Origin of the sequence: Bradyrhizobium sp. AUGA SZCCT0169 (genome assembly GCF_018130085.1) — a bacterium.
Taxonomy (GTDB): Bacteria; Pseudomonadota; Alphaproteobacteria; order Rhizobiales; family Xanthobacteraceae; genus Bradyrhizobium.
Window position 1 is genome coordinate 16,389 of sequence record NZ_JAFCMC010000006.1, and the last position, 24,380, is coordinate 40,768.

Sequence of the window (24,380 nt, forward strand, 5' to 3'; positions counted from 1 at the left end):
CTTGAGCCGTCATTCCGGGGCGATGCGGAGCATCGAACCCGAAATCTCGAGATTCCCCGATGTGCAATTACACATCTGAGGTCTGGTCCTACGGACCATCCCGGCATGACTGTAGGGTTAAGACGCCTTGCCGCTCATGTAAGCCGGCAGCCAGCTTTCGAACGCCGTGTTGAGCGAGGCCACCGCGACCGGTGCTTCACCGGCCACCGCGATCGCATCGCCGCCAGTGGTGCCGATCCGCGCGCAGGGCACCCCGGCGCCCTTCATCTTCGCCAGCACCAGTCCGACATCGGCCGCCGGCACCGTCACGATGTAGCGTGCCTGGTCTTCGCCGAACCAGTAGCCGTGCGGCACGATCGAGGCCGGCGCCGCCAACAGCTGCGCACCGATGCCGCTCGCAATTGCCATCTCGGCGAGCGCGATCAGAAGTCCGCCGTCGGAAACGTCATGCACCGCGGTTGCGGTGCCGGCGTGGATCATGCCGCGCACCACGTCGCCATTGCGCTTTTCGGCGGCGAGGTCCACCGGCGGCGGCGCGCCCTCTTCGCGACCGCAGACATCGCGCAGATAGACGGACTGTCCGAGCCAGCCCTGCGTGTCACCGATCAACAGGATCGCCTCGCCTGCCGCCTTGAAGGCGAGCGTCGCGGACTTGGTGAAATCGTCGAGCAGCCCGACGCCGCCGATCGAGGGCGTCGGCAGGATGCCGCGGCCGTTGGTCTCGTTGTAGAGCGAGACATTGCCGGACACGACGGGGAAGTCGAGCGAACGACAGGCTTCCGCAATACCCTTCAGGCAGCCGACGAACTGGCCCATGATCTCGGGCCGTTCCGGATTGCCGAAATTCAGATTGTCGGTGATCGCGAGCGGCCGTCCGCCGACCGCGGTGATGTTGCGCCAGGCCTCGGCTACCGCCTGCTTGCCGCCTTCGAACGGATCCGCTTCGCAATAACGCGGCGTCACGTCGACAGTGAGCGCAAGCCCCTTCGGTCCGTCCTGCACCCGCACGACGGCGGCATCGCCACCCGGGCGCTGCACCGTATTGCCGAGGATGACGTGGTCGTACTGCTCCCAGACCCAGCGCCGCGAGCAGAGCTCGGGCGTCGCTATCAGCTTTTCCAGTGCTTCCGAAATGCCGATCGGCGGCTTGACGTCCTGCGCGCGCACCACCGGCAACAATGCGGATGCGACATGCGGCCGGTCGTACAACGGCGCCTCGTCGCCCAATTCCTTGATCGGCAAATCGGCCATGACGTCGCCGCCATGCTTCACCACAAAGCGCTTGCTCGGCGTGGTGTAGCCGACGACGGCGAAATCGAGCCCCCATTTGCGGAAGATCGCCTCGGCCTCTTGTTCCTTCTCGGGCTTCAGCACCATGAGCATGCGCTCCTGGCTTTCCGAGAGCATCATCTCATAGGCGCTCATGCCGGTTTCACGCGTCGGCACCGCGTCGAGATCGAGGTCGACGCCGAGATCGCCCTTGGCGCCCATCTCGACCGCCGAACAGGTCAGCCCGGCCGCGCCCATGTCCTGGATCGCGATCACGCAATCGGCTTCCATGATTTCGAGGCAGGCTTCCAGCAGCAGCTTTTCCGCAAAGGGATCGCCGACCTGCACTGTGGGGCGCTTCTCGGCGCTGTCATCGTCGAATTCGGCCGACGCCATCGACGCGCCGTGAATGCCGTCACGGCCGGTCTTGGATCCCAAATAGACGATCGGCATGTTCACGCCGGAGGCCGCGGCGTAGAAGATCTTGTCGGTGTCGGCGAGGCCGACGGCCATCGCATTGACCAGGATGTTGCCGTCATAGCGGGTGTGGAAACGCACCTGCCCGCCAACCGTCGGCACGCCGAACGAATTGCCGTAACCGCCGACGCCCGCGACCACACCCGACACCAGATGACGGGTTTTGGGATGCTCCGGCGCGCCAAAGGAGAGCGCATTGAGGCACGCGATCGGCCGCGCGCCCATCGTGAACACGTCGCGCAAAATGCCGCCGACCCCGGTGGTCGCGCCCTGATAGGGCTCGATATAGCTCGGGTGGTTGTGGCTCTCCATCTTGAACACGACCGCCAGGCCGTCGCCGATGTCGATCACCCCGGCGTTCTCGCCCGGACCCTGGATCACCCAGGGCGCCTTGGTCGGCAGCCCGCGCAGATGGATGCGCGAGGATTTGTACGAGCAGTGCTCGTTCCACATCGCGGAAAAAATCCCGAGTTCGGTGAAACTCGGCACCCGACCGATCAGCTTGAGGATGCGCTCATACTCGTCCGGCTTGAGACCATGGCTGGCGACGAGTTCGGGGGTGATCTGGGGCTCGTTCATGGGTCCCTTAATAGGAAGATCGGGGGGCTGGGAAAAGGCCTTTTAGGACGCATTTCCGGCCTGTCCAGAGCTTTACGGCGGGCCGGCCGGGATCGGCGTTTGCACATCACGCCTGGATCGGATTTAAGGACTTAAACCTGCAAAGGAAGGCCCAATTTCGTGAATGACCTCTCCAATACTGCATTCGTCAAACGTCCCGACCTGCACGTTGAAACCGAGGGCGAATTCGCCGGCTGGCGCACCTGGACCCGTGACAATTTCGAAACCCATAGCGGGCCGTTCTGGCACCGGGTGGAGGAAGACGGCCGGGTCCGCTGCGCCTTCCGCGTCGAGAAAAAACACCTCAACGGCCAGCGCAACGTCCATGGCGGCTGCTTCATGACCTTTGCGGATTACTGCCTGTTCGCGCTGGCCTCGCCGGTGCTGCAGGGGTCGGGCGTGACGGTGGCATTTGGCTGCGAATTCCTCGATGCGGCACACGAAGGCGAACTGGTCGAATGCGAGGGTGAGATCACCCGCGCCGGCGGCTCCCTGATCTTCCTGCGCGGGGTGCTGAAATCGGGCGAGCGGTCGCTGTTCACCTTTTCCGGCACCATCAAGCGGGTGAAGCGGAAGCCGCCGATGGACGCAGGTGCCGTTGCCACCTAGCATTCCCCCGGGGAAGCACAGCTGGCGAGATTATGCGCTGCTGCTGGCGCTGGCGTGCTGCTGGAGTTCGACCTATCCGCTGACCAAGATCGGCCTCGGCTCGATCCCGCCGATCACCTTCATCTCGGCCCGTTCGCTGATCGCGGCCGCATTCCTCCTCGTCATCCTGTACGCGCGCGGATTACGGCTCCCGATCGATGCCAGGGCCTGGAAGCTGTTCGCCTTCCAGCAGAGCATCAACTCGACCATCCCGTTTTTGATGATCACCTGGGCGCAGCAATATGTGCCGGCGTCGAGCGCCGTGGTGCTGGCCTCGACGACGCCTATTTTCGCCTTCCTGATCACCTGGGGCATCACCCGGCACGAGCCGGCGACGCTGTTGAAGCTGGTTGGGGCCATCCTCGGCCTCGCCGGAACGGCGGCGATCATCGGGCTCGATGCGCTCGGCGGTCTCAGCAAGGACGTGTTCGCCGAAATCGTCATCCTTGTCGCCACCCTCTCCTTTGCCTGCGCCACCATCTTCGGGCTGCGGCTGACCGATTACGATCCGATGGTGGTGGTGGCGGCCGGCTCGCTGCTGTTCGGCGGCTTCGTGCTGCTGCCGGCATCGCTGATCGTCGATCATCCCTGGACGTTGCGGCCGACGGCGGAAGCCCTGGCGGCGACCGTCGCAATGGGCATCTTCTCGAGCGCGTTCGGACTGATGCTGTTCTATATGTGCCTGAGCCGGCTCGGCACGCTCACCACCAACGCGCAAGGCTATCTGCGCATACCGATCGGTGTCGGTCTTTCGGTGCTGCTGCTCGGTGAATCCGTGCCGGCGAATCTCGCGCTCGGACTGTTACTGGTCATGGCCGGCGTCGCCGCGATGACCATTCCCGGCGATCGCTATGGCAAGTGGATCGACCGGCTGCGCGGCAGATCGAAGGCCCGGCAACCTTGACCGAACATCGAAGGGGATGGCCGCCTATTTCTTCTCTTCCAACAGCTTGCGGTATTTCTCGACGTCGCGCGTCACGAGCTGCTGCAGCACTTCCGGGGTATGCTCATTGGCGTCGGGGGCGACGGTCGACAGATCGTGAAAGCGCTTTTTGACGGCATCGCTCTCCACCGCGCTCTTCGCTGCGGCATTCAATTTCGCGATGATCGCCGGCGGCGTGCCTTTTGGGGCGAACAGGCCGTTCCAGCCTTGCGCCTCGAATTCGGGAAGCCCCGCTTCCACCGACGTCGGCAGTTCCGGCAAGGTCGCGAGCCGCACCGTCGAGCCGACCACCATTGCCTTGACGAGCTTGTCGTCGATCGCCTGCGACACGGAAGCCGCGGCATCGCAGACGCCATCGATCTGGCCGCCGATCGCGTCCGTCAGCGCGGGAGCCGCGCCACGATAGCCGACCAGTGTGACATCGATGCCGGCGGCCTGCACAAAGCTCTTGCAGATCAGGAAATTCGACGAGCCGACGCCGGCATGTCCGAGATTGATCTTGCCGGGATTTTTCTTAGCAAAGGCGATGAATTCCTGAAGATTCCTGGCCGGAAAATCCTTGCGCAACGCGACGATGCCGAAGGTCTTCGCCACCATCGCGATCGGCACGAAGGAGTCCGGCGTGAATGACAGTTTCGGATAGATCGTATAGGTCGCCGCGCTGGTGCCGGCATTGCCGATGGCAATGGCGTAACCATCTGCCTCGGCGCGGGCCGCCCGCGCCAGCGCGATCGAGCCGCCGGCGCCCACGATATTCTCGATCACGATCGGCTGTCCGAGTGATTTCGCCATCTCCTCGGCGACCACGCGCGCGATCACGTCAGAGGTGCCGCCGGCCGCGAACGGCACGATCATGGTGACGGGACGTTTTGGGTAATCCTGCGCGTGGGCGGCGGTGGAAACGAGCAGGGCCGCCGCGAGAAGCGAAAGCCGCCGTCCCACGGCGGCAATCACGCCGCTTTTTCCAGATGCGCGACGAGGCCAGCGAACAGACCGCGGCCGTCGGTGCAGCCCATGATGTCTTCAACGTGGTTTTCCGGATGCGGCATCATGCCGAGCACGTTGCCGCGCTCGTTGACGATACCGGCGATCGATTGCGCCGCGCCATTGATGTTGGAGGTATCGTCGACAACGCCGTCGGCGGAGCAATAGCGGTAGAGCACCCGCCCCTCGCCCTGGAGGCGTTTCACGGTCTCTTCATCGGCCGCGTAATTGCCTTCGCCATGCGCCACCGGCACGCGGATCACCTGGCCGGCATTGTAGCCGCGCGTGAACGGAGTGTCCGAGCGCTCGACCCGCAAATGCACGTCCCGGCAAATGAATTTCAGTTTTGAGTTGCGCATCAGGATGCCGGGCAGCAGGCCGGATTCGCATAGGATCTGAAAGCCGTTGCAGACCCCGAGCACGAGGCCGCCACTGGCGGCAAAATCCCGCACCGCGTCCATCACGGGCGCCCGCGCCGCAATGGCGCCGCAGCGCAGATAGTCACCATAGGAAAACCCGCCAGGCACCACCACGAGATCGGTACCCTTGGGCAGCGCAGTCTCGGCATGCCAGACCATCGCGGCCTCGTTGCCCGATGCGAGTTTAAGCGCCCGCGCCATGTCGCGTTCGCGATTGATGCCAGGGAAGACGAGAATTGCGGATTTCATGTCAGATTCGGAACATCACTAAGTTCAAGTCGTCGCTCAATACGGTCCAGACGACCTTCGTATCGGACCAACGTCGCGTGTATCCCCGAAATCTCTTGGAACACACTCGTAATCTCTTGACGAATGCCGTTCTGGGACGTGCGCAACGCCTGCATCTCTTGCTTTTGCTCGTCGAGCTTGCCATCGACTTGCGCCAGTCGCGCTTGGACCGATTTCAACACCTCTAGCATCAGATCTGCCGTCGCGTCGGCCATCGCACCTAATCCCTAGGCTTTCAACTCGATAGCATAATTCTCGATCACGGTGTTCGCCAAGAGCTTGTCGGCGGCGTCTTTCAACGCCGCCTCGGCCTTGGCCTTGTCCGAGCCTGACAGTTCGATGTCGAACACCTTGCCCTGACGGACGCTGGCGACGCCGTCAACGCCGAGCGATTTCAGCGCGCCTTCGATGGCCTTGCCCTGCGGATCGAGAATGCCGGACTTCAAGGTAACGGTAACACGTGCTTTCACAGGACCTGCCTCAGCTCTTCACCAGCACCGGACCCGTACCCGCCGGCCGCTCGTTCTCCATCAGGATACCCAGACGCTTTGCCACCTCGGTATAGGCCTCCAGGAGACCACCGAGATCCCTGCGGAAACGATCCTTGTCGAGCTTCTCGTTCGACTTGATGTCCCACAGCCGGCATGAGTCGGGCGAGATCTCGTCGGCGACGATGATCCGCATCATTTCGTTCTCGAACAGGCGGCCACATTCCATCTTGAAATCGACCAGACGGATGCCGATGCCCAGAAACAACCCGGTCAGGAAGTCGTTGACGCGGATGGCGAGCGCCATGATGTCGTCGATTTCCTGCGGCGTCGCCCAGCCGAATGCGGTGATGTGCTCCTCGGACACCATCGGGTCGTTGAGCTGGTCGTTCTTGTAATAAAACTCGATGATCGAGCGCGGCAGCTGGGTGCCTTCCTCGATGCCGAGGCGCTGCGACAGCGATCCCGCCGCCACGTTTCGCACCACCACCTCCAGCGGCACGATCTCGACCTCGCGAATCAGCTGCTCGCGCATGTTAAGGCGGCGGATGAAATGGGTCGGCACCCCGATGTCGTTGAGGTGCTGAAACAGGTACTCCGAAATCCGGTTGTTGAGGACACCCTTGCCCTCGATCACCTGGTGTTTCTTGGCATTGAACGCGGTCGCATCGTCCTTGAAGTGCTGGATCAGGGTTCCCGGCTCCGGGCCTTCATACAGGACCTTGGCCTTGCCTTCATAAATGCGGCGTCGACGGCTCATAGGGATGTACCGTGTTTTGTTGAAATCCATGAATTTGGTGTGCTCCGGATGACAAGGGTTTACGACCACGACGGAGCTGCCGTGAAGGCCAGGAACCTGATCTTAACCAACTGGAAACAGAACAAGAACCAAGCCTGTTGGCAACCTATCCGATTGGGCTATCCAGCACAATCGACACGACCCAATTGGGCCCAACTTATACCTGTAGACTGCGGCTTAACGGCCCGTTGTTTTGCCGATTCGCCCCCTCTATCTAGGTAGGCGACGGGGCCGCCACAACGCGGCCCCCGCGTGCATCTGGCAGGGATTGGAACTCAAATATGAGCACTTTCGACAAGCGCGAAGAAGGTTTCGAGAAGAAATTCGCTCTCGATGCGGATCAGAAGTTCAAGGCCGAGGCGCGCCGCAACCGGCTCCTCGGAACCTGGATCGCAGAAAAGCTCGGAATTACCGGCGACGCCGCCACTGCCTACGCCAAGGAAGTGGTCGCCGCCGATTTCGAGGAAGCCGGCGATTCCGACGTCATTCGCAAGGTGATGGGCGATATCAAGGCCAAGGGCGTCGCCCTCACCGAGCAGGAACTCCGCGCCAAGATGGACGAGCTGATGGCGACCGCCGTCGCCCAGGTGAAGGCGGGGACGTAAGCCTGCGAATAGGGAGTGGCGAATAGCGAATAGAAACTTCGCTACTCGCCATTCGCCATTCGCGCCTTCAAAATCTCCAGGAACCGCCGCGACGCCGCGCTGAGAAAGCCGCCGCGGCGGGTCACCGTCACGACGTCTTGGCTTGCCTTGAGATCGCCGACACGGATGGTCGAGATCGAGCCGTATTTCAGTTCTTCTGCAGCGTTGCTTTCCGAGAGCAATGCGATGCCAAGGCCGGCTTCGACCAGACGCTTCTGGGCGGTGAGGCTGTCGACCGGCGTCCAGCTGATCTCCCCCAATCCATGGGTTTGAAACAGCGCAAACACATGTGACGCCGTGATCTCGCGCCGCCGCGGCAGTATCGGAAACGCGATCCAGCGTTCGCCGCGCAAATCGGCCAGTTTGGCGACCCGCCGGCCGGCGCGCGGATGATCGGCCGCGCACACGACCTGAAGCCGTTCGGCTTGCACCAATTCGCAATCGAGATCGCGCGAGCCGTCGCGGTCGTAGCGCAGGCCGATGGTGGCCTCGCCGCGCCGGATCAGATCGCTGACCTCTGCGCTGGTCGCCGTGCGCAACGTCAATTCGACACCAGGATATTCGGCGGCAAACCGCTTGAGGATTTCGGAGAGACGGCCGCCCGCCAGCGTGCCGACCACGGCGAGTGCGACCGGTCCGGAATCCGGCCGCGCCAAGGCACGCACCGCATTTTCGGCGTCCTGCGCGGCGGCGACCGCGCGCTCGGCATACGGCACCATCACCCGCCCCGCATCGCTCAGCATCGTCCGACCTGCGATCCGCTCGAACAAGGGCACGCCGAGCTCCTGTTCGAGCAGCGCGATACGCCGGGATATCGCCGGCTGCGAGCGGTGCAGCGCTTTGGCGGCGCTCGAGATTCCACCGCGGCGGTGAACCGTCAGGAAGGTGCTGAGCGCGTCGCTGTCCATTTTCCGGTCCATGCAAAAAGCTGATGATGGGAAGAGAAATAACAAATTAGACTGATGGAAGGAAGCCTCCTACGTTTGGCCGCGAAGCAACCAATTGAGGGAAAGACCATGCGCAGCCAGATGGAAAAAGCCGAACTGTTCCGCGCCCTGCACGCGCGGCCCGGCGCCTTCATCATCCCCAACCCGTGGGACTCCGGCACCGCCAAACTACTCGCCGCGATGGGTTTTGAGGCGCTTGCGACCACGAGCCTCGGGCTTGCCAACACGCTCGGCAGCGCCACTGTCAGCCTCGATGCCATCATCGAGAATTGCCGTGCCATTGCTGACGCGACCGACCTGCCCGTTAATGCCGATCTGGAGAATTGCGGCGCCGATGACCCGAAGACTGCCGCCAAGGCCATCGCGCGCGCGGCCGATGCCGGCGTGGTCGGTGGCTCGATCGAGGATTCAACCGGCGATCCCCGGCGGCCGATTTACGATTTCGCCCTCGCCGTCGAGCGGGTGCATGCGGCGGTCGAGGCCGCCCGCGCGCTGCCCTTCCCGTTCACGCTGACGGCGCGGGCCGAGAACCTGCTGCACGGCCGCAACGATCTCGACGACACCATCAAGCGCTTGCAGGCGTTCGAGGCCGCCGGCGCCGACGTGCTTTATTCGCCTGGCGTGCACGACATCGACACCATCCGCACCGTGGTGTCGTCGATCGGAAAACCCTTCAACCTGGTGATGGGGTTTGCCGATCCGACATTGACCGTGCCGCAGATTGCCGCCGCCGGCGTCAAGCGCATCAGCGTCGGCGGCGCGATGGCGCGCGTGGCGCTCGCCGCGTTCTTGAAATGCGCCCGCGAAATGAAGGATCAGGGCGCATTCACCTATGTGCGCGAGATGGCGCCGATCAAGGAAGTGAGGGCGGCGTTCTTAAGGAGCGAATAGGGAGTGGCGAATAGCGAATGGGACGGCGCCATTCGCTACTCACTACTCGCCATTCGCCCCCTCATCCCTCCTTGAACCCGTACTCCGGCACATTGCCGCTGGCGCCGTAATATTTATACGGCAGGAATTTTCCGGACATCGTGATCTTGACGCGGTCGCCCTTCGGGTTGGCGACGCGCTCCATCGCCATGTCGAAATCGATCGCCGACATGATACCGTCGCCGAACTCTTCCTCGATCAGCGCCTTCCACGCCGGGCCGTTGACCAGCACCATCTCGTAGAAGCGATAGATCAAAGGATCGGTGGGCGGCATCGGTGTGCCGGTGCCGCGCATCGGCACTTCGTTCAGCATCGCGGTCTCGGCCTTCGACAGGCCGAACAGTTCAGCCGCATTCGCAGCCTGCGGTTTTGTCAATTTCATCTGGCCGAGGATGGCGCCGACGATCAGCACTTCGGAATAGCCGCCGATCTGTTCGCAGATATGCTTCCAGCTCCAGCCCTTTTCGCGCTTGATGTCGAGCAGCTTTTCCGTGAGGTCTTCGCGTTTCATGTCAGGTCTCCTGGTGAATGTTAACGGGCGATCGTCTGAGCCGGGCTGGCCTCGATCATTTTCGGCGACGCGACGATGGTCGGCTCGCTCAGGCCCGGCCGCACGATCGGCACGTTGCGCGGATCGTGATTGGCTACAGTGGCCGCAAAGGTCTTGCTGCGGCTGACCAGGAAATCGACGATGTGGTTGCGCAGCGCGTAGTAATAGGGATGGCGGTGCAGATCGATGCGGCCGCGATCCTTTGGCAGCGGATTTTCCACGATCTCCGCCAGCACCGCGCCGGGGCCGTTGGTCATCAGGAAAATCTTGTCGGCGAGGTAGATCGCCTCATCCACGTCATGGGTGATCATGAAGGCGGTCTGTCCGGTCTCCAGGCAGATGCGGCGCACCTCGTCCTGCAGCGTGCCGCGCGTCAGCGCGTCGAGCGCGGAGAACGGCTCGTCCATCAGCATGATTTTTGGCGTGATCGAAAGCGCCCGCGCGATGCCGACACGCTGCTTCATGCCGCCAGACAATTCCGACGGGCGCTTGTGCTCGGAGCCGGTCAGCCCGACCAGGTCGATGAATTTCTGCGCATGCGCCTTCACCTTGGCGCGGTCCCAGTCGCGCCATTTCGAGGCGACGGCATAGGAGACATTGCCGAGCACCGTGCGCCACGGCAGCAGCGCGTGGCTCTGGAAGATCACGGCGCGGTCGAGGCTGGTGCCTTCGATCGCCTGCCCGTCGACGATGACGGCGCCTTCGCTGGGCTCGTCGAGGCCGGCGAGGATGTTGAGCACCGTGGTCTTGCCGCAGCCGGAATGTCCGATCACGCAGCCGAATTCGCCGCGCGACATCGACAGCCAGAGATCCTCGAACACGCTGATCTGGCCACCGTCGGCGCCGGGATAACGCCGCGCGATACCTTCGATCGAGATGAATTTGTCGGTCATCGCTCTACTCCGGGAACGTGACCATGCGCGTGAACCGCGCAAGGATCTGGTCGAGCAGCATGCCGACGATGCCGATCAGCAGGATCGCGATGATGACGTTGGTGATCGAAAGGTTGTTCCACTCGTTCCAGACGAAGTAGCCGATGCCGGTGCCGCCAACCAGCATCTCGGCCGCGACGATCACGAGCCAGGCGATACCGATCGAAATCCTCATGCCCGTGAGAATGGTCGGCGCCGCCGCCGGCAAGATCACAGTGAAGGCGCGGCGCACAGTCCCGACTTCGAGCGTGCGCGCGACGTTGATCCATTCCTTGCGTACGGCCGCGACGCCAAAGCTGGTGTTCAGCAGCATCGGCCACACCGAACAAATGAAGATCACGAAGATCGCGGAAATGCTGGAATCCTTGATGGTGTAGAGCGCGAGCGGCATCCAGGCGAGCGGCGAGATCGGCTTCAGCACCTGGATGAACGGGTCGAGCGCCTTGCTGAACAGCGGCGACATCCCGATCAGGAAGCCGAGCGGTATCGCGACGATCACAGCCAGGAAATATCCAAGGGCGACGCGGGCGATGGAATAGCCGAGCTGGATTCCGAGCCCCTTGTCGTTCGGCCCGTTATCGTAGAACGGGCTCTTCAGATGCTCCCACAGCTTGGCGCCGACATCGAGCGGTCCCGGCATCGCCGATTTGCCGGCGGTCGCGGTCAGGCCCATCAGCTTGGCGTATTCCGGCGTCATGTTGGCGACGGTGCCGGTGCCACGCGTCGAAATGTGCCAGATGCCGAGGAACGCGGCGAACAGCGCAATCGACACAATCGCCGCGCGGAAACGCAAGGAGGAGGTCATCGGGCGAGATCTCCCGACACGTCGTCCCGGCGAACGCCGGGACCCATATTCCGCGGCTCTAGTAAGGAAGGAAGGTCTCTAACATCATGCCTCATGGAGGCGACACGGCGTATGGGTCCCGGCGTTCGCCGGGACGACAGCGGCAAATGTAGTTGCGCCCCCGACATCACGAAGCCTTCCTGATCTTGAAGCTGGCGAGGTAATCCTCTGGCTTGGCCGGATCGAAGGTCTTGCCCATCACCGAAAAGCTCTTGGTGGTGGTGGTCGGCGGCGTCAGCCCCGCCTCTTTCATCAGCCTTGTGGCGTCGGTGGCGAGATAGACCTGCGCCGCGATGCCGGCATAGTCGACGTCGCCCTTGAGCTGCCCCCAACGCTTCATCTGCGTCATGATCCAGATCGCAAAGGACTGCCACGGGAACGGATCGAAATCGACGCGGTTCGGCTGGTTCACGACATTGCCAAGGCCATCGGCGAAGGTGCCGGTGAGAATCTGCTCGAGCACGATCTGCGGCTGGTTCAAATAATTCACGGGCGCGATGGCCTCCGCAATCTGCTTGCGGTTCTCGGCCTTGTGCGCAAACGCGGTGGCCTGGATGATCGATTTGAGCAGCGCGCTATAGGTGTTCGGCATCGAGGTGATGAATTCCTTCGATGCGGCAAAGGCGCAGCAGGGATGCCCCTCCCAGATATCCTTGGTCAGGATGTGGATGAAGCCGACGCCGTCATAGACCGCGCGCTGGTTCATCGGATCGGGGCCGAGGAAGCCGTCGATATTGTCCGCACGCAGGTTGGCGACCATTTCCGGCGGCGGCACGGCGCGGATCTGCACGTCGGCATCCGGGTCGATGCCGTGCTCGGCGAGATAATAGCGCAGCAGGTAATTGTGCATAGAGTAGTCGAACGGGACGGCGAACTTGAAGCCCTTCCAGGTCTTCGGGTCGCGCTTGTCCTTGTGCTTGACCGCGAGCGTGATCGCCTGGCCGTTGATGTTCTCGACCGCCGGCATGGTGTAGGGCAGCGGGTTGGAGCCGACGCCCATGGTGATCGCGAGCGGCATCGGCGACAGCATGTGGGCTGCGTCGTATTCCTTGTTGATGGTCTTGTCGCGAATGACGGCCCAGCCGGCGGTCTTGATGACTTCGACGTTGAGGCCGTTCTTGGAGTAAAACCCCATCGGCGCCGCCATAATGATCGGCGTCGCGCAGGTGATCGGAATGAAGCCGACCTTGAGGTCCTTCTTTTCCAGCGGCCCGCCTTGGGCGAAGGCCTCGGTCGCGGTCTTCAGCGGGAAGAATTGCGACAGCGCGGCAGCGGCGGTCGCCGCACCTACCGATTTCAGAAAGGCGCGGCGCGCCACATCCTGCGGAAACATCGCGCGCATCACGGCGGATGCGACCACGTTCTCAAAGCGGGCCTCTTCGGAAGCCGCCACCGCCTGCTGCAGCGCAAGCTGCGCGGCGGCATCATGTTCGGCATCGCTAACGTGCCTGCCGCAGCTGCAACCCTGGGCATGGAGTCGGCGGGCGGGGTCGAACGGATTGTCGAACGTGGACATGAAACCTCCTGCGTGACGCTGAGGTCAATTACGCAAGGAGTGTGCCAGCCCGATCCGGCCGCGTTTGCCGAATTGTTGCAGCTATTTAGCTGGATTGTTGGTGATTACGAGAATTCGTGATACACGAAAAATCGTAGTCAAATTACGAATTCTCGGAGTTTTAGGAATGGACCCGACGCCGCATTTGCATGCCGCGACGCCGCGCGATTCTGATCTGCGTACCCTCACCTTCGACTATCTGGTCGAGCCGACGCTGCTGCTCGATCCCGACAGCGACGAGATTATCGATGCCAATCCCGCCGCCTGCACCCTGCTCGGCTATGACCGCACGCTGCTGCGGGAAACCAAATTCAGCGCGCTGCATGCCGGGCAAGTGCCTGCGCTGATCGTGTTCAGCCAGGCCGTGCTCGACAAGGGCGCCTACTGGACCAACGCGCTGACGCCGCGCCACGCCACCAGCCAGAAGCTGCGGCTGGAATATATGGGATCGATGCTGCCGCATGATGGACGCGCGCTGATTCTGCTCACGATGAGCGACCTCGAACAGCGCCGCCGCCGCAATGTCGATGCCACCGCCGAGGACCACATGCGCGGCGGGCTCGCCGCCTGGCAGCGCGTCGAGCGGGTGTTCCAGGACATCGAGCGCGAGAACCAGTTGATCCTGCGCGCCGCCGGCGAAGGCATCTACGGCGTCAACGCAGAGGGCAAGACCACCTTCGTCAATCCGGCCGCAGAAAGGATGCTGGGCTGGACCGCCGAGGAACTGGTCGGCAAGGCCATTCATCCGATCGTTCACCACAGCCACCATGACGGCAGTCACTACCCCGATGAGGACTGTCCGATCTATGCGGCGTTCCGCGATGGCGCGATCCACAACGTCGATGGCGAGGTGTTCTGGCGCAAGAACGGCTCGCCGGTCTGGGTCGAGTACACATCGACGCCGATCCGCGACCGCGGCACGGTGGTGGGCGCCGTGATCGTGTTTCGCGACGTCAGCCACCGCCGCGAGGCCGACGAAAAACTGCACGCCGCGCTCGCCGAAGTCGACCGGTTGCGCGAGCGGCTGGAACTTGAAAACGCCTATCTGCAGGAAGAAATCCGGATCGAGACCAACCCGCGCGGCATCATCGGCCAGAGCGAGGCGATCCAGAAGACCCTGCGCCAGGTCAAACTGGTCGCACCGACCACGGCGGCGGTGATGATCACGGGCGAATCCGGCACTGGCAAGGAACTCATCGCGCGCGCCATCCATGAAGCGAGCAACCGCCGTGACCGGCCGCTGATCCGCGTCAACTGCGCGGCGATCCCGCGCGAACTGTTCGAGAGTGAATTCTTTGGGCACGTCAAAGGCGCCTTCACCGGTGCGGTGCGCGACCGCATCGGAAGGTTTGAACTCGCCGATGGCGGCACGCTGTTTCTCGACGAGGTCGGCGAAATCCCGCTGGAACTACAGGGCAAGCTGCTGCGCGTGCTGCAGGAAGGCAATTTCGAGCGCGTCGGCGAGGAGCCCACCCGAACCGTCGACGTCCGCGTGATCGCCGCCACCAACCGGAACCTGAAGCAGGAAGTGCAGCGCGGCCGGTTTCGCGAGGATTTGTATTTCCGGCTCAACGTGTTTCCGGTGGAGTCGGTGCCGCTGCGCGACCGCCGCGAGGACATCCCGCTGCTGGCCCAGCATTTTCTGATGAGCGAGAGCAACGAGCTGAAGTCCGATTTGCGTCTGTCGGAAGGCGATGCGCGGCGGCTGCAGCGTTACGACTGGCCCGGCAATGTCCGCGAACTGCAAAACGTGATCGAGCGCGCCGCGATCTTGTCGCAGAACGGCCGGTTGCGGATCGACCTGCCGGATAATGCAGGCGCGCATTCGCCGGCCGGCGCCAGCCGCCAGAAGAGCGATGTGCGGCCGGCCGTGATGACGTCAGCCGAGATGCGCGATCACGAGCGCGCCAACATCCTGGCCGCCCTTGCCGCCTGCAACGGCAAGGTGTTCGGCGCCGGCGGCGCCGCCGCGATGCTGGACCTGAAGCCAACCACGCTGGCGTCGCGCATGAAGGCACTGGGGATTTCGGCCGCCCGTTCGCGGCAGGCCAGTGCCTGATCGGAACTGACTTGTCTTAACCGGCCTGCCGAAGGCTCGCCTCCAGCCGCCCCAGCTCGGCCTCGAGATCCCTCTCCACATCCGCCACCCGCATCTCGACCACCCGGTAGTCGCGGGCCTCGAGCCAGTTCCGCCGCGCGGCGCGGTCGGCGACGATCGCCTCCGACTCGGTCGGGTTGACCAGCTCGATCGCGATCCGGTGCACGAAGGAGACGAAGTCCGGGATGTGGCGGCCGACCGGGGTCTGGCGTTTGAACTGGCCGGCGAAGCGGCGGTCCCGGGTCAGGGACTGCCACAGCATCCGCTCGGCGTCGGTCGGGTTCCGGCGCAGCAATCGGGCCAGCCCGCGGACGGTTCCGTTCTCGGAGGGAGCGGCGGCCTGGCTATGTTCAGCCAGCAGCGCCCGCAATCGGGTCGCCTGTTCGCCGTCCAGCACACCGCCCTTGGCTGGACCCTTGCGCCCCTCGGCGATCGCCATGACAACCCCATGGAGGGTGTGCATGTCCTGCTTGGTCGGGTCCATCCGGGTAAAGATGTTGCGCAGGTTGACCAGCATGGTGTCCCGCTTCTCGGCCGGGCGCAGGAACTCGACCTTGTCGAGTTCCCGGACGAGGTTGTCGAAGAAGGCCTGCATCTGGTGCTGGGAGGCCGGCTCGGACCGTTCGGGCATCGCGAACGGCAGCGCTCCGCCGGTCGATAGCTTGAACCACTCATAGCCGATCAAAAGCACCGCCTGCGCCAGATTGAGGGAGGCGAAACCGGGGTTGACCGGGAAGGTGATGATCCGGTTGGCGAGCGCGACCTCCTCGTTCTGGAGGCCGTATCGCTCCCGGCCGAACATGATGCCGGCCCCGCCTCGGTTGGCGACATGGCCTGCGATTTCGACCGCGGCATCTGATGGCGCGACCACCGGCTTGGCCTGGTCGTGCGCGCGGGCGGTGGTCGCAAACAGCAGGGTCAAATCCGCGACCGCCTGCTCGACCGTGTCGAACAATTCAGCGCGTTCCAGAATCTGGTCGGCGCCGGCCGCCGCGCGTTGCGCGGCGACGTTCGGCCAGCCGTCGCGCGGATTCACGATTCTTAAACGGGAAAGAGCGAAGTTGCCCATCGCTCGCGCGGCCATGCCGATATTCTCGCCGAGCTGTGGTTCGACAAGGATCACAACAGGTCCAGCTAAGTCCAAACCAGACTTGGTTTTATCGGTCCCAGACCCGGACATATCCTGCGTCACTTTCTGATTCTAGTTCGGAAGCTGATTCAACTTCTGAAGGTTTGAATCAGCATGCGAAGCACCTGATTCAAAACCTCATTCCATGTCTGATGATCGACCGCAACAGCGGCCAGAATTCCCAAGCCGGACAACGGGCTTAGTAGCGTTTCCGAAAGTTCGGTCAAAGCCTGAATTGGGCTTGATCGCTCGCGGCTTGTACGCGCACGGCTTTCGGATAGGCTAACAATCACACCCAAAGCGAAGCTGCAAACAAACAGGCGGCCGGTTCAACGGCTGAGGCCTCAAGAGGAGACGTCCATGCGCGGCAGATGGTCGTTGGCGATTGTCGGCATCCTCCTCATCTTGGCCGGCGGACTGCTGGCCCATTTGACCCAGACCTCCGGCGGCATCCGGATCCAGGACGTCAGGTTCAAGGGCGCCAAGGGCAACACCATGAGTGCCCTGCTCTATATCCCGGCGAATGCCACGCCGCAGATTCCGGCGCCGGGGATTCTGGCGGTCCATGGCTACATCAATTCGCGCGAGACCCAGGACGGCTTTGCCATCGAATTCGCCCGCCGCGGCTATGTCGTCCTCGCCCTCGACCAGACCGGTCACGGCTATAGCGACCCGCCCGCTTTCGCCAACGGCTTTGGTGGTCCGGACGGGCTGGCTTACCTCCGCAGCCTCGACTTCGTCGACAAGACCAATATCGGCCTCGAGGGTCACTCCATGGGTGGCTGGACCGTGCTGGCCGCCGCGACCGCCATGCCCAACGACTACAAGTCGATCGTGCTGGAGGGCTCGTCCACCGGCAAGCCGTTCGCCGCCGACGGCACCCCGACCTGGCCGCGGAACACGGCGCTCGTGTTCGCCCAATACGAGGAGTTTTCCACCCTGATGTGGGGCGTCGATCGGGCCCGTGACGTCACCCAGAGCCCAAAACTGTGGGCGATGTTCGGCACCCAGGGGCCGGTCGAGCCGGGCAAGGTCTATGGCGACATCGCCCAGGGAACCGCGCGGGTGCTCTACACCCCCGCCATCACCCACCCGGCCGAGCACATCTCCCATGAAGCGATCGGCTACAGCCTCGACTGGTTCGCCAAAACCCTGAAGGGCGGCACGCCGTTGCCGGCCGACGACCAGATCTGGTTCCGCAAGGAAGTCGGCACGCTGATCGCCCTGCTCGGCTTTGTCGCGCTCCTGATCGGGGCCTTTGATGCCCTGCTGGAAGCCAGGATGTATTCCCGCCTGCGGTTGCCCAAGATCGCCGATGGCACCATGCCGGCCCATTCGGCGGCGAGCGGCCGGCGCTGGACCGCGGCCTTCATCCTGTCGGCGTTCATCCCGGCGCTGACCTATTATCCTGCCTTCGCGCTGGCCGGCACTTTTGTAAAGCCGTCGGCCTGGCTGCCGCAGGGGATTACCAACCAGATCATGGTCTGGGCGATCATCAATGCCCTGATCACGCTGGCCCTGATGCCGTTCGCGCCGAAGCGGGCCAGCCGGGCCGGGGTCGTAGGCCAGTCGGTCATCATCGCGGTCGCCACGATCGCGATCGGCTATGCGGCGCTGTGGCTGGCCGACCTCGCCTTCAAGATCGACTTCCGGTTCTGGATCGTGGCGCTGAAGCTGATGAGCGCCAAGCAGGCGCTGATTTTCCTGATCTATCTGGTGCCGTTCACCGCGTTCTTCGTGGTGGCGTTGCATGTGCTGCACCGGAATTTCTCGACCATGGCGGCGGGGCGCGCCACCCTCTACCTCACCAACATCCTGGCGCTGACGCTGGGCTTCATCGTGCTGCTGGTGCTGCAATACGGCACGCTGTGGCTGACCGGAAAACTGTTCAACCCGCTGCCCGATCCCGGCTTCGTACCGCTCTCGACCATCGTCGCCATCCAGTTCGTGCCGCTATTGGCGATCTGCGCCGTGGTCGCGACCTTCACATGGCGGCGAACCGGCTCCAGCCTGCCGGGCGCCCTGATCTGCGGCCTGTTCGTGACCTGGTACGTGGTGGCGGGAACGGCGACACAGGCAGCGTTCTGATCCTGATCGAGCCTGTGGCAGGCCTTGGAGCGAACCGCGCCGGCTCGCGCCGCGACCAAGCCTCATGTCTTCCCAGCGGCAACGCTTTCCGCATACCCCAAGGCCTTCACATGCATCCCTGATCGGCCGTCAACGGGCGGGACAACTGGCGCCGACCGACACCGCCAAGGCGCTGGCCGCGGCGCGCGGCTGCCCCGATGCGTGGTATCGCGTCCAGGCGCTAGCATCGGTTGCAGAATACGCGGACCCGGGCGCCGCCTTGTCGATCCTGGAAGAAGCCGCGCGTGAGGCGCTATCATGCCATGACGCCTATGGCACGGTGGCCGTGATGGCATGGCCGATCGGCGTGGCACTCAAGCAAGGGCGGCTTGTCTACGCCGAGCGCGAGCTCAAAAAATGCCTCGATTTGGCCTCTCGAATTGAGCCTCACGCATCGCAGGCCTATGTGCTTGAGATTCTCTGGCGCCCCTGCTTCGCGGAGCATCCCAGCCATGCCAATGCGGTGTGGCGCAGAATTCTGGAGCTGTGCGATCCGGACCGCAGCTGGCGTGCCGCCCGGCTCTATTTGCACATCGCCGAGATCCAGCACCGGCAGAATCGCAACGCCGCCGCGGTGATCCGCGCCATGCCGCCGGGCAAGGCGCGAAGCTGGCTGGAACGGCGTTTCGGGCTCGCCTGAAAACCAGCCATATCTGCACCGCCAATCGCCTTCCAGCCCGCGTTTTCGGGTGCTATAGCGACGGCACCACCATCCCATCCGCCGCTAAACGCGCGGTTTTCCAAAAAAGGCCCCCTCCGTCATGGCAAAAATCAAGGTGACCAACCCCGTCGTCGAACTCGATGGCGACGAGATGACCCGGATCATCTGGCAGTACATCAAGGACAAGCTGATCAACCCGTTCCTTGACGTGAACCTGATGTATTTCGACCTCGGGATGGAATACCGCGACAAGACCAATGACCAGGTCACCATCGACGCCGCTAACGCCATCAAGAAGGTCGGCGTCGGCGTCAAATGCGCCACCATCACCCCGGACGAGGCCCGGGTGAAGGAATTCGGCCTCAAGGAAATGTGGAAGTCGCCCAACGGCACCATCCGCAACATCCTCGGCGGCGTGGTGTTCCGCGAACCCATCATCTGCAAGAACGTGCCGCGCCTGGTGCCCGGCTGGACCAAGCCGATCATCATCGGCCGTCACGCCTTCGGCGACCAGTACCGCGCCACCGATTTCAAGTTCCCCGGCAAGGGCACGCTGACGATGAAATTCGTCGGCGAAGACGGCCAGGTGATCGAGCGCGAAGTCTACAAGTCGCCGGGCGCCGGTATTGCGCTTGCGATGTACAATCTCGACGACTCGATCGCCGATTTCGCCCGCGCCTCGTTCAACCAGGGCCTCGCCAAGAGCTACTCGGTCTATCTCTCGACCAAGAACACCATCCTGAAAACCTATGACGGGCGCTTCAAGGACATCTTCCAGGACATCTACGACAAGGAATTCAAGGCCAAGTTCGAGGCGAAGAAGATCACCTATGAACACCGCCTGATCGACGACATGGTGGCGGCGGCGATGAAGTGGTCCGGCGGCTATGTCTGGGCCTGCAAGAACTACGACGGCGACGTGCAGTCCGACACGGTGGCGCAGGGCTATGGCTCGCTCGGCCTGATGACCTCGGTGCTGATGACGCCGGACGGCGACACCGTGGAAGCCGAGGCCGCGCATGGCACGGTGACGCGGCATTACCGCGAGCACCAGAAGGGCAAGGAAACCTCGACCAACTCGATCGCCTCGATCTTCGCCTGGACTCGCGGCCTGTCGCACCGCGCCAAGCTCGACAATAACGAGGAACTGGCGAAGTTCGCCGACACGCTGGAGAAGGTTTGCGTCGACACCGTCGAGGCCGGCTACATGACCAAGGACCTTGCGCTCCTGGTCGGCGCCGACCAGCGCTGGCTCTCCACGACAGGCTTCCTCGACAAAGTCGCGGAGAACCTCACCAAGGCGATGGCGGCGAAGTAAGCCGCCTCGGCAAGACCCATCGACGTCATGGCGAGCAAAGCTTTCGCTCCTCGCCATGACGAGTTTGGAGTATCGCCATGCTTCCACATCGGATTGCCGCGATTGTCCTCCTGCTGTCAGCGAGTTCGGCGACCACACGCGCCGCCGACCCGCTTCCCGACGCCATCGCGGCGCCCGGCCAGAGCGTCGTCGTGACCCTGCATGCCGAAGGCGCGCAGGTCTATGAATGCAAGGCCGGCGCCGATGGCAAGGCGATCTGGTCGTTCCGCGAACCGATCGCGACGCTGCTCGCCGACGGCAAGACCGTCGGCCGCCACTACGCCGGACCGAATTGGGAACACAGCGACGGCAGCGCGGTGGCCGCCAAGGTCGCCGGCAACGCCCCCGGCGCGACCGCGAATGACATTCCCTGGCTGAAGCTCGAAGTAACCTCCCGGCGCGGCGGCGGCGTCCTCGCAGATGCCACCATTGTACAGCGGATCAACACCAAAGGCGGCAAGCGCGACGGCGCCTGCGAGACCGTCGGCAGCTTCCTGAACGTGCCCTACTCGGCGGACTATGTGTTCCTGCGCAAACCCTGATCGACGCGCCTAGTCTTCGGGCGCGTCCCCGGCTATCACGTAGCGCGTCGCTACGCGCCGGCCATCGCCTGTTCGATCGCCGTCAACGCGGCATCGGCCTTGGCGCCGTCGGGCCCGCCGGCCTGCGCCATATCGGGCCGCCCGCCGCCGCCCTTGCCGCCGAGCGTTGCCGAGGCGATCTTGACGAGATCGACCGCGCTGAAGCGCGAGGTCAGGTCGGCCGTGACGCCGACCACCACGCCGGCCTTGCCATCCTCGGTAACGCCGACGATCGCAACGACGCCGGAGCCGATCTGCTTCTTGCCGTCGTCGACCAGGCTCTTCAGATCCTTGGTCTCGACGCCTTCGACCGCACGCGCCAGGAGCTTGACGCCGCCCGCTTCGCGCACGCCGCCGGCTGCTGCCGCGCCATTGCCTCCGCTGCCGCCCATCGCGAGCTTCTTGCGCGCATCCGACAGGTCGCGCTCGAGCTTCTTGCGCTCTTCCACCAGCGCGGCAATGCGCGCCGGCATTTCCTCGACCGAAGTGCGCAGTTCGCCGGCCGCGTTCCTCGCAAGCTGCATGGTGTCGTTGGCGTATTTGCGCGCGTGACGTCCGGTCAGCGCCTCGATGCGGCGGACGCCGGAGGCAACCGCGCTTTCGCCGGTCACTGAAATGAGGCCGATGTCGCCGGTACGGCGAACATGCGTACCGCCGCACAATTCCACCGACCAGCCAAGCGCGTTCTGGCCCTGCTCGCGGGCCTGCTTGCCTATCGACACCACCCGCACCTCGTCGCCATATTTCTCGCCGAACAGCGCGCGCGCCCCGGCTTCGCGGGCGTCGTCCACCGCCATCAAGCGCGTGGTGACTTCGTCATTCTCCAGCACCACCTCGTTGGCGATATCCTCGATGCGCGCCAATTCTTCCGCCGTGATCGGCTTCTGATGCACGAAATCGAAGCGCAAGCGATCCGGCGCCACCAGCGAGCCGCGCTGGGCGATGTGATCGCCGAGCACCTGGCGCAGCGCCTCATGCAGCAGATGCGTCGCCGAGTGATGCGAGCGGATCGAGGAACGCCTGATATGATCGACCTCGAGTTGCAAGGCGGTGCCAACGTTCAGCGTGCCCTGCTCCACCGTGCCCTGATGCACGAAAAGATCGCCGGCCCGCTTCTGCGTATCGGTGACACGGAACCTGACGCCCTCGCCGATCATCACGCCGGTGTCGCCGACCTGGCCACCGGACTCCGCATAGAACGGCGTCTGGTTCAGGACGATCGAACCGGTCTCGCCCGCCTTGAGGCTGTCGACGTCCTTGCCGTCCTTCACCAGTGCGGAAACCACGCCCTCGGCGCTTTCGGTTTCATAACCGAGGAACTCCGTCGCGCCGAGTTTCTCGCGCAGCGGGAACCAGATGTTCTCGCTCGCGGTATCGCCGCTTCCCGACCATGACGCGCGCGCCTTCTCTTTCTGCTTCTCCATCGCATCGGTGAACGAGGCGAGATCGACGCTGATGCCGCGCGATTTCAGCGCGTCCTGCGTCAGATCGAGCGGGAAGCCGTAGGTGTCGTACAGCGTGAACGCGGTATCGCCGTCGAACATGTCGCCCTTCTTCAGCGAACTGCTCTTCTCGTCGAGAATGGAAAGGCCGCGGGCCAGCGTCTTGCGGAAGCGGGTTTCCTCCAGCCGCAGCGTTTCCTCGATCAGCTTTTCGGCACGCACCAGATCCGGGTAGGCCTGGCCCATCTCGCGCACCAGCGCGGAAACCAGACGATGCATCAAGGGATCGCGCGCGCCGAGCAACTGCGCGTGGCGCATCGCGCGGCGCATGATCCGGCGCAGCACATAGCCGCGGCCCTCGTTCGAGGGCAGCACGCCGTCGGTGATCAGGAAAGCGGAAGAGCGCAGATGGTCCGCGATGACGCGGAACGACGCTACGTTCTGGTCCTGCGGTCCATCCCCGAGCGCGGATGCGGTAGCATCGATCAGGTGACGGAACAGATCGGTTTCAAACACGCTCTCGACGCCCTGCAGGATGCAGGCCATGCGCTCCAGCCCGAGACCGGTGTCGATCGAGGGACGCGGCAGCGGCTGCCGCTCTTCCTTCGTCACCTGCTCGAACTGCATGAAGACGAGATTCCAGAATTCGAGGAAGCGGTCGCCATCCTCCTCCGGGGTGCCTGGCGGACCGCCCCAGATGTGCTCGCCGCGGTCGATGAAGATCTCCGAGCAGGGACCGCAGGGTCCGGTGTCACCCATGGCCCAGAAATTGTCTGACGTCGGGATGCGGATGATGCGATCGTCGGAAAAGCCCGCGATCTTCTTCCAAAGGGCGGCCGCCTCGTCGTCGGTGTGATAGACGGTGACGAGCAGCTTGTCCTTCTTGAGCCCGAAATCCCTGGTGATCAGGTTCCAGGCGAGCTCGATCGCACGCTCCTTGAAGTAGTCGCCGAACGAGAAATTGCCGAGCATCTCGAAAAAGGTGAGATGGCGCGCGGTGTAGCCGACATTGTCGAGGTCGTTATGCTTGCCGCCGGCGCGGACGCATTTCTGCGAGGTGGTGGCGCGCTGGTACGGGCGCTTCTCGACGCCGGTAAAGACGTTCTTGAACTGCACCATGCCGGCATTGGTGAACATCAGGGTCGGGTCATTGCGCGGCACGAGCGGCGACGAGGCCACGATCTCGTGGCCGTTCGCCTTGAAGTAATTCAGAAATGTCGACCTGATTTCGTTGACGCCGCTCATGTTCATCCAATCGGAAATAGGACCCGGGTCAGGCCGCAAATAGCCTTTTCTGCCGGCGCAACGCTTTTAGACAAGGCGAAAGGCGGTGTCCAGAAACTGTGCAGGCGGATCATAGGCTTGCCGCAGCACACAAGACTGGTTGATAGGCGCTTCCACGCGTTGACAGACTTGGCATGGCTGTGTTTCCCTCCTATCTGTTCAAGACGTCACGTCGGGAGAGATCGGCTTAAGCGCCGGCGCCGAAGGAGCAACCGCCCCGGAAACTCTCAGGCAAACGGACCCCGTGACCGACTAGCATCTGGAAAGAGACGCCGAAGGGCTTTGGCCCTGACGTGTCCGCCGACGGGATAATACTCTCAGGCACAGCGACAGATGGGGCTTTCTTTGGGTTTTTGGGGACTGGTC

At 63.4% G+C, this 24,380-nt stretch carries 22 protein-coding genes and 1 riboswitch; of the genes, 9 read left to right on the forward strand and 13 right to left on the reverse strand.

All coding sequences use genetic code 11. From position 1 onward, the window contains the following. Window positions 1-117: 117 nt before the first annotated feature. Entirely contained in the window at window positions 118-2,325 is a 2,208-nt protein-coding gene (gene purL, locus JQ609_RS09300; RefSeq protein ID WP_212273206.1) for a phosphoribosylformylglycinamidine synthase subunit PurL, read from the reverse strand. A 159-nt stretch (window positions 2,326-2,484) separates the two neighbouring features. Here purL and JQ609_RS09305 point away from each other — a divergent pair, with 159 nt between their 5' ends. Together JQ609_RS09305 and JQ609_RS09310 are read left to right on the forward strand one after the other, a co-directional pair. Beyond that, window positions 2,485-2,973, forward strand: coding sequence for a PaaI family thioesterase (locus tag JQ609_RS09305; RefSeq protein WP_212204524.1), 489 nt, complete (start codon window positions 2,485-2,487; stop codon window positions 2,971-2,973). After that, window positions 2,957-3,916 carry a DMT family transporter gene (locus JQ609_RS09310; protein WP_312014826.1) on the forward strand — a complete coding sequence of 320 codons (960 nt, stop codon included), beginning with the start codon at window positions 2,957-2,959 and terminating at the stop codon, window positions 3,914-3,916. The genes JQ609_RS09305 and JQ609_RS09310 overlap by 17 nt, the downstream gene beginning before the upstream one ends. 24 nt (window positions 3,917-3,940) lie before the next feature. Here JQ609_RS09310 and JQ609_RS09315 read toward each other — a convergent pair whose 3' ends face one another. From JQ609_RS09315 to purC, 5 genes are read right to left on the reverse strand one after another with little or no spacing between them, the layout of a single operon-like run. After that, window positions 3,941-4,909 carry a tripartite tricarboxylate transporter substrate-binding protein gene (locus JQ609_RS09315; protein ID WP_212273207.1) on the reverse strand — a complete coding sequence of 323 codons (969 nt, stop codon included), beginning with the start codon at window positions 4,907-4,909 and terminating at the stop codon, window positions 3,941-3,943. Beyond that, on the reverse strand, window positions 4,906-5,607 hold the full coding sequence (purQ, locus tag JQ609_RS09320; RefSeq protein WP_212273208.1) for a phosphoribosylformylglycinamidine synthase subunit PurQ: 702 nt from the start codon (window positions 5,605-5,607) through the stop codon (window positions 4,906-4,908). Before purQ ends, JQ609_RS09315 begins: the two co-directional genes overlap by 4 nt. After that, window positions 5,604-5,861, reverse strand: coding sequence for a hypothetical protein (locus tag JQ609_RS09325; RefSeq protein WP_212204522.1), 258 nt, complete (start codon window positions 5,859-5,861; stop codon window positions 5,604-5,606). The genes purQ and JQ609_RS09325 overlap by 4 nt, the downstream gene beginning before the upstream one ends. A 12-nt stretch (window positions 5,862-5,873) precedes the next feature. After that, on the reverse strand, window positions 5,874-6,116 hold the full coding sequence (gene purS, locus JQ609_RS09330; protein WP_212204521.1) for a phosphoribosylformylglycinamidine synthase subunit PurS: 243 nt from the start codon (window positions 6,114-6,116) through the stop codon (window positions 5,874-5,876). A 10-nt stretch (window positions 6,117-6,126) separates the two neighbouring features. After that, complete coding sequence (purC, locus tag JQ609_RS09335; RefSeq protein ID WP_171708996.1) at window positions 6,127-6,894, reverse strand: phosphoribosylaminoimidazolesuccinocarboxamide synthase; 768 nt, start codon at window positions 6,892-6,894, stop codon at window positions 6,127-6,129. 320 nt (window positions 6,895-7,214) lie between these two features. On the opposite strand from purC, the gene JQ609_RS09340 reads away from it, so the two are divergent. After that, entirely contained in the window at window positions 7,215-7,538 is a 324-nt protein-coding gene (locus JQ609_RS09340; RefSeq protein ID WP_192734171.1) for a DUF1476 domain-containing protein, read from the forward strand. Window positions 7,539-7,579: 41 nt separating this feature from the next. Here JQ609_RS09340 and JQ609_RS09345 read toward each other — a convergent pair whose 3' ends face one another. Beyond that, window positions 7,580-8,485, reverse strand: a complete 906-nt coding sequence (locus tag JQ609_RS09345) for a LysR family transcriptional regulator (protein ID WP_212273209.1) — start codon at window positions 8,483-8,485, stop codon at window positions 7,580-7,582. Between the two features lie 108 nt (window positions 8,486-8,593). Between JQ609_RS09345 and JQ609_RS09350 the strand changes: the two genes are divergently transcribed. Continuing rightward, entirely contained in the window at window positions 8,594-9,415 is an 822-nt protein-coding gene (locus tag JQ609_RS09350; protein ID WP_212204519.1) for an oxaloacetate decarboxylase, read from the forward strand. Between the two features lie 61 nt (window positions 9,416-9,476). On the opposite strand, the gene cynS is transcribed toward JQ609_RS09350, so the two are convergent. The 4 genes from cynS to JQ609_RS09370 form a co-directional block, all read right to left on the reverse strand. Continuing rightward, window positions 9,477-9,965, reverse strand: a complete 489-nt coding sequence (cynS, locus tag JQ609_RS09355; protein WP_212273211.1) for a cyanase — start codon at window positions 9,963-9,965, stop codon at window positions 9,477-9,479. Window positions 9,966-9,985: 20 nt separating this feature from the next. Next, entirely contained in the window at window positions 9,986-10,897 is a 912-nt protein-coding gene (locus tag JQ609_RS09360; RefSeq protein WP_212273212.1) for an ABC transporter ATP-binding protein, read from the reverse strand. A 4-nt stretch (window positions 10,898-10,901) separates the two neighbouring features. Then, window positions 10,902-11,741: a nitrate ABC transporter permease gene (ntrB, locus tag JQ609_RS09365; protein ID WP_212273214.1), complete on the reverse strand. Its 840-nt coding sequence runs from the start codon at window positions 11,739-11,741 to the stop codon at window positions 10,902-10,904. 166 nt (window positions 11,742-11,907) lie between these two features. Continuing rightward, window positions 11,908-13,296, reverse strand: a complete 1,389-nt coding sequence (locus JQ609_RS09370) for a CmpA/NrtA family ABC transporter substrate-binding protein (protein WP_212273215.1) — start codon at window positions 13,294-13,296, stop codon at window positions 11,908-11,910. A gap of 166 nt (window positions 13,297-13,462) precedes the next feature. Here JQ609_RS09370 and JQ609_RS09375 point away from each other — a divergent pair, with 166 nt between their 5' ends. Beyond that, window positions 13,463-15,394: a sigma 54-interacting transcriptional regulator gene (locus JQ609_RS09375; RefSeq protein WP_212273216.1), complete on the forward strand. Its 1,932-nt coding sequence runs from the start codon at window positions 13,463-13,465 to the stop codon at window positions 15,392-15,394. Window positions 15,395-15,410: 16 nt separating this feature from the next. Here JQ609_RS09375 and JQ609_RS09380 read toward each other — a convergent pair whose 3' ends face one another. Further along, window positions 15,411-16,613 carry a TrmJ/YjtD family RNA methyltransferase gene (locus JQ609_RS09380; RefSeq protein ID WP_212273388.1) on the reverse strand — a complete coding sequence of 401 codons (1,203 nt, stop codon included), beginning with the start codon at window positions 16,611-16,613 and terminating at the stop codon, window positions 15,411-15,413. 309 nt (window positions 16,614-16,922) lie between these two features. Between JQ609_RS09380 and JQ609_RS09385 the strand changes: the two genes are divergently transcribed. The 4 genes from JQ609_RS09385 to JQ609_RS09400 all read left to right on the forward strand — a co-directional run bounded on the left by JQ609_RS09385 (window position 16,923) and on the right by JQ609_RS09400 (window position 21,249). Next, window positions 16,923-18,650: a S9 family peptidase gene (locus JQ609_RS09385; protein ID WP_212273217.1), complete on the forward strand. Its 1,728-nt coding sequence runs from the start codon at window positions 16,923-16,925 to the stop codon at window positions 18,648-18,650. Between the two features lie 259 nt (window positions 18,651-18,909). Next, entirely contained in the window at window positions 18,910-19,329 is a 420-nt protein-coding gene (locus tag JQ609_RS09390; protein WP_212273218.1) for a hypothetical protein, read from the forward strand. Window positions 19,330-19,450: 121 nt separating this feature from the next. Further along, a complete protein-coding gene (locus JQ609_RS09395; protein WP_212035084.1) occupies window positions 19,451-20,668 on the forward strand; it encodes an NADP-dependent isocitrate dehydrogenase in 1,218 nt (405 codons plus the stop codon). A 77-nt stretch (window positions 20,669-20,745) separates the two neighbouring features. Continuing rightward, on the forward strand, window positions 20,746-21,249 hold the full coding sequence (locus JQ609_RS09400; RefSeq protein WP_212273219.1) for a DUF3455 domain-containing protein: 504 nt from the start codon (window positions 20,746-20,748) through the stop codon (window positions 21,247-21,249). Window positions 21,250-21,299: 50 nt separating this feature from the next. Here JQ609_RS09400 and alaS read toward each other — a convergent pair whose 3' ends face one another. Next, window positions 21,300-23,975 carry an alanine--tRNA ligase gene (alaS, locus tag JQ609_RS09405; RefSeq protein ID WP_212273220.1) on the reverse strand — a complete coding sequence of 892 codons (2,676 nt, stop codon included), beginning with the start codon at window positions 23,973-23,975 and terminating at the stop codon, window positions 21,300-21,302. A 201-nt stretch (window positions 23,976-24,176) separates the two neighbouring features. Beyond that, a riboswitch (glycine riboswitch) is annotated at window positions 24,177-24,267 on the forward strand. The last annotated feature ends 113 nt before the right edge of the window (window positions 24,268-24,380 follow it).

What these genes read in the sequence shown, in the direction of transcription:
- JQ609_RS09385 (WP_212273217.1), top strand. Translation starts at nt 16,923, where the DNA reads ATGCGCGGCAGATGGTCGTTGGCGATTGTCGGCATCCTCCTCATCTTG.
- alaS (WP_212273220.1), bottom strand. Translation starts at nt 23,975, where the DNA reads ATGAGCGGCGTCAACGAAATCAGGTCGACATTTCTGAATTACTTCAAG.
- cynS (WP_212273211.1), bottom strand. Translation starts at nt 9,965, where the DNA reads ATGAAACGCGAAGACCTCACGGAAAAGCTGCTCGACATCAAGCGCGAA.
- purL (WP_212273206.1), bottom strand. Translation starts at nt 2,325, where the DNA reads ATGAACGAGCCCCAGATCACCCCCGAACTCGTCGCCAGCCATGGTCTC.
- purC (WP_171708996.1), bottom strand. Translation starts at nt 6,894, where the DNA reads ATGAGCCGTCGACGCCGCATTTATGAAGGCAAGGCCAAGGTCCTGTAT.
- JQ609_RS09340 (WP_192734171.1), top strand. Translation starts at nt 7,215, where the DNA reads ATGAGCACTTTCGACAAGCGCGAAGAAGGTTTCGAGAAGAAATTCGCT.
- JQ609_RS09375 (WP_212273216.1), top strand. Translation starts at nt 13,463, where the DNA reads ATGGACCCGACGCCGCATTTGCATGCCGCGACGCCGCGCGATTCTGAT.
- JQ609_RS09325 (WP_212204522.1), bottom strand. Translation starts at nt 5,861, where the DNA reads ATGGCCGACGCGACGGCAGATCTGATGCTAGAGGTGTTGAAATCGGTC.
- JQ609_RS09345 (WP_212273209.1), bottom strand. Translation starts at nt 8,485, where the DNA reads ATGGACAGCGACGCGCTCAGCACCTTCCTGACGGTTCACCGCCGCGGT.
- JQ609_RS09370 (WP_212273215.1), bottom strand. Translation starts at nt 13,296, where the DNA reads ATGTCCACGTTCGACAATCCGTTCGACCCCGCCCGCCGACTCCATGCC.
- JQ609_RS09350 (WP_212204519.1), top strand. Translation starts at nt 8,594, where the DNA reads ATGCGCAGCCAGATGGAAAAAGCCGAACTGTTCCGCGCCCTGCACGCG.
- JQ609_RS09400 (WP_212273219.1), top strand. Translation starts at nt 20,746, where the DNA reads ATGCTTCCACATCGGATTGCCGCGATTGTCCTCCTGCTGTCAGCGAGT.
- ntrB (WP_212273214.1), bottom strand. Translation starts at nt 11,741, where the DNA reads ATGACCTCCTCCTTGCGTTTCCGCGCGGCGATTGTGTCGATTGCGCTG.
- JQ609_RS09360 (WP_212273212.1), bottom strand. Translation starts at nt 10,897, where the DNA reads ATGACCGACAAATTCATCTCGATCGAAGGTATCGCGCGGCGTTATCCC.
- purQ (WP_212273208.1), bottom strand. Translation starts at nt 5,607, where the DNA reads ATGAAATCCGCAATTCTCGTCTTCCCTGGCATCAATCGCGAACGCGAC.
- JQ609_RS09380 (WP_212273388.1), bottom strand. Translation starts at nt 16,613, where the DNA reads ATGTCCGGGTCTGGGACCGATAAAACCAAGTCTGGTTTGGACTTAGCT.
- JQ609_RS09395 (WP_212035084.1), top strand. Translation starts at nt 19,451, where the DNA reads ATGGCAAAAATCAAGGTGACCAACCCCGTCGTCGAACTCGATGGCGAC.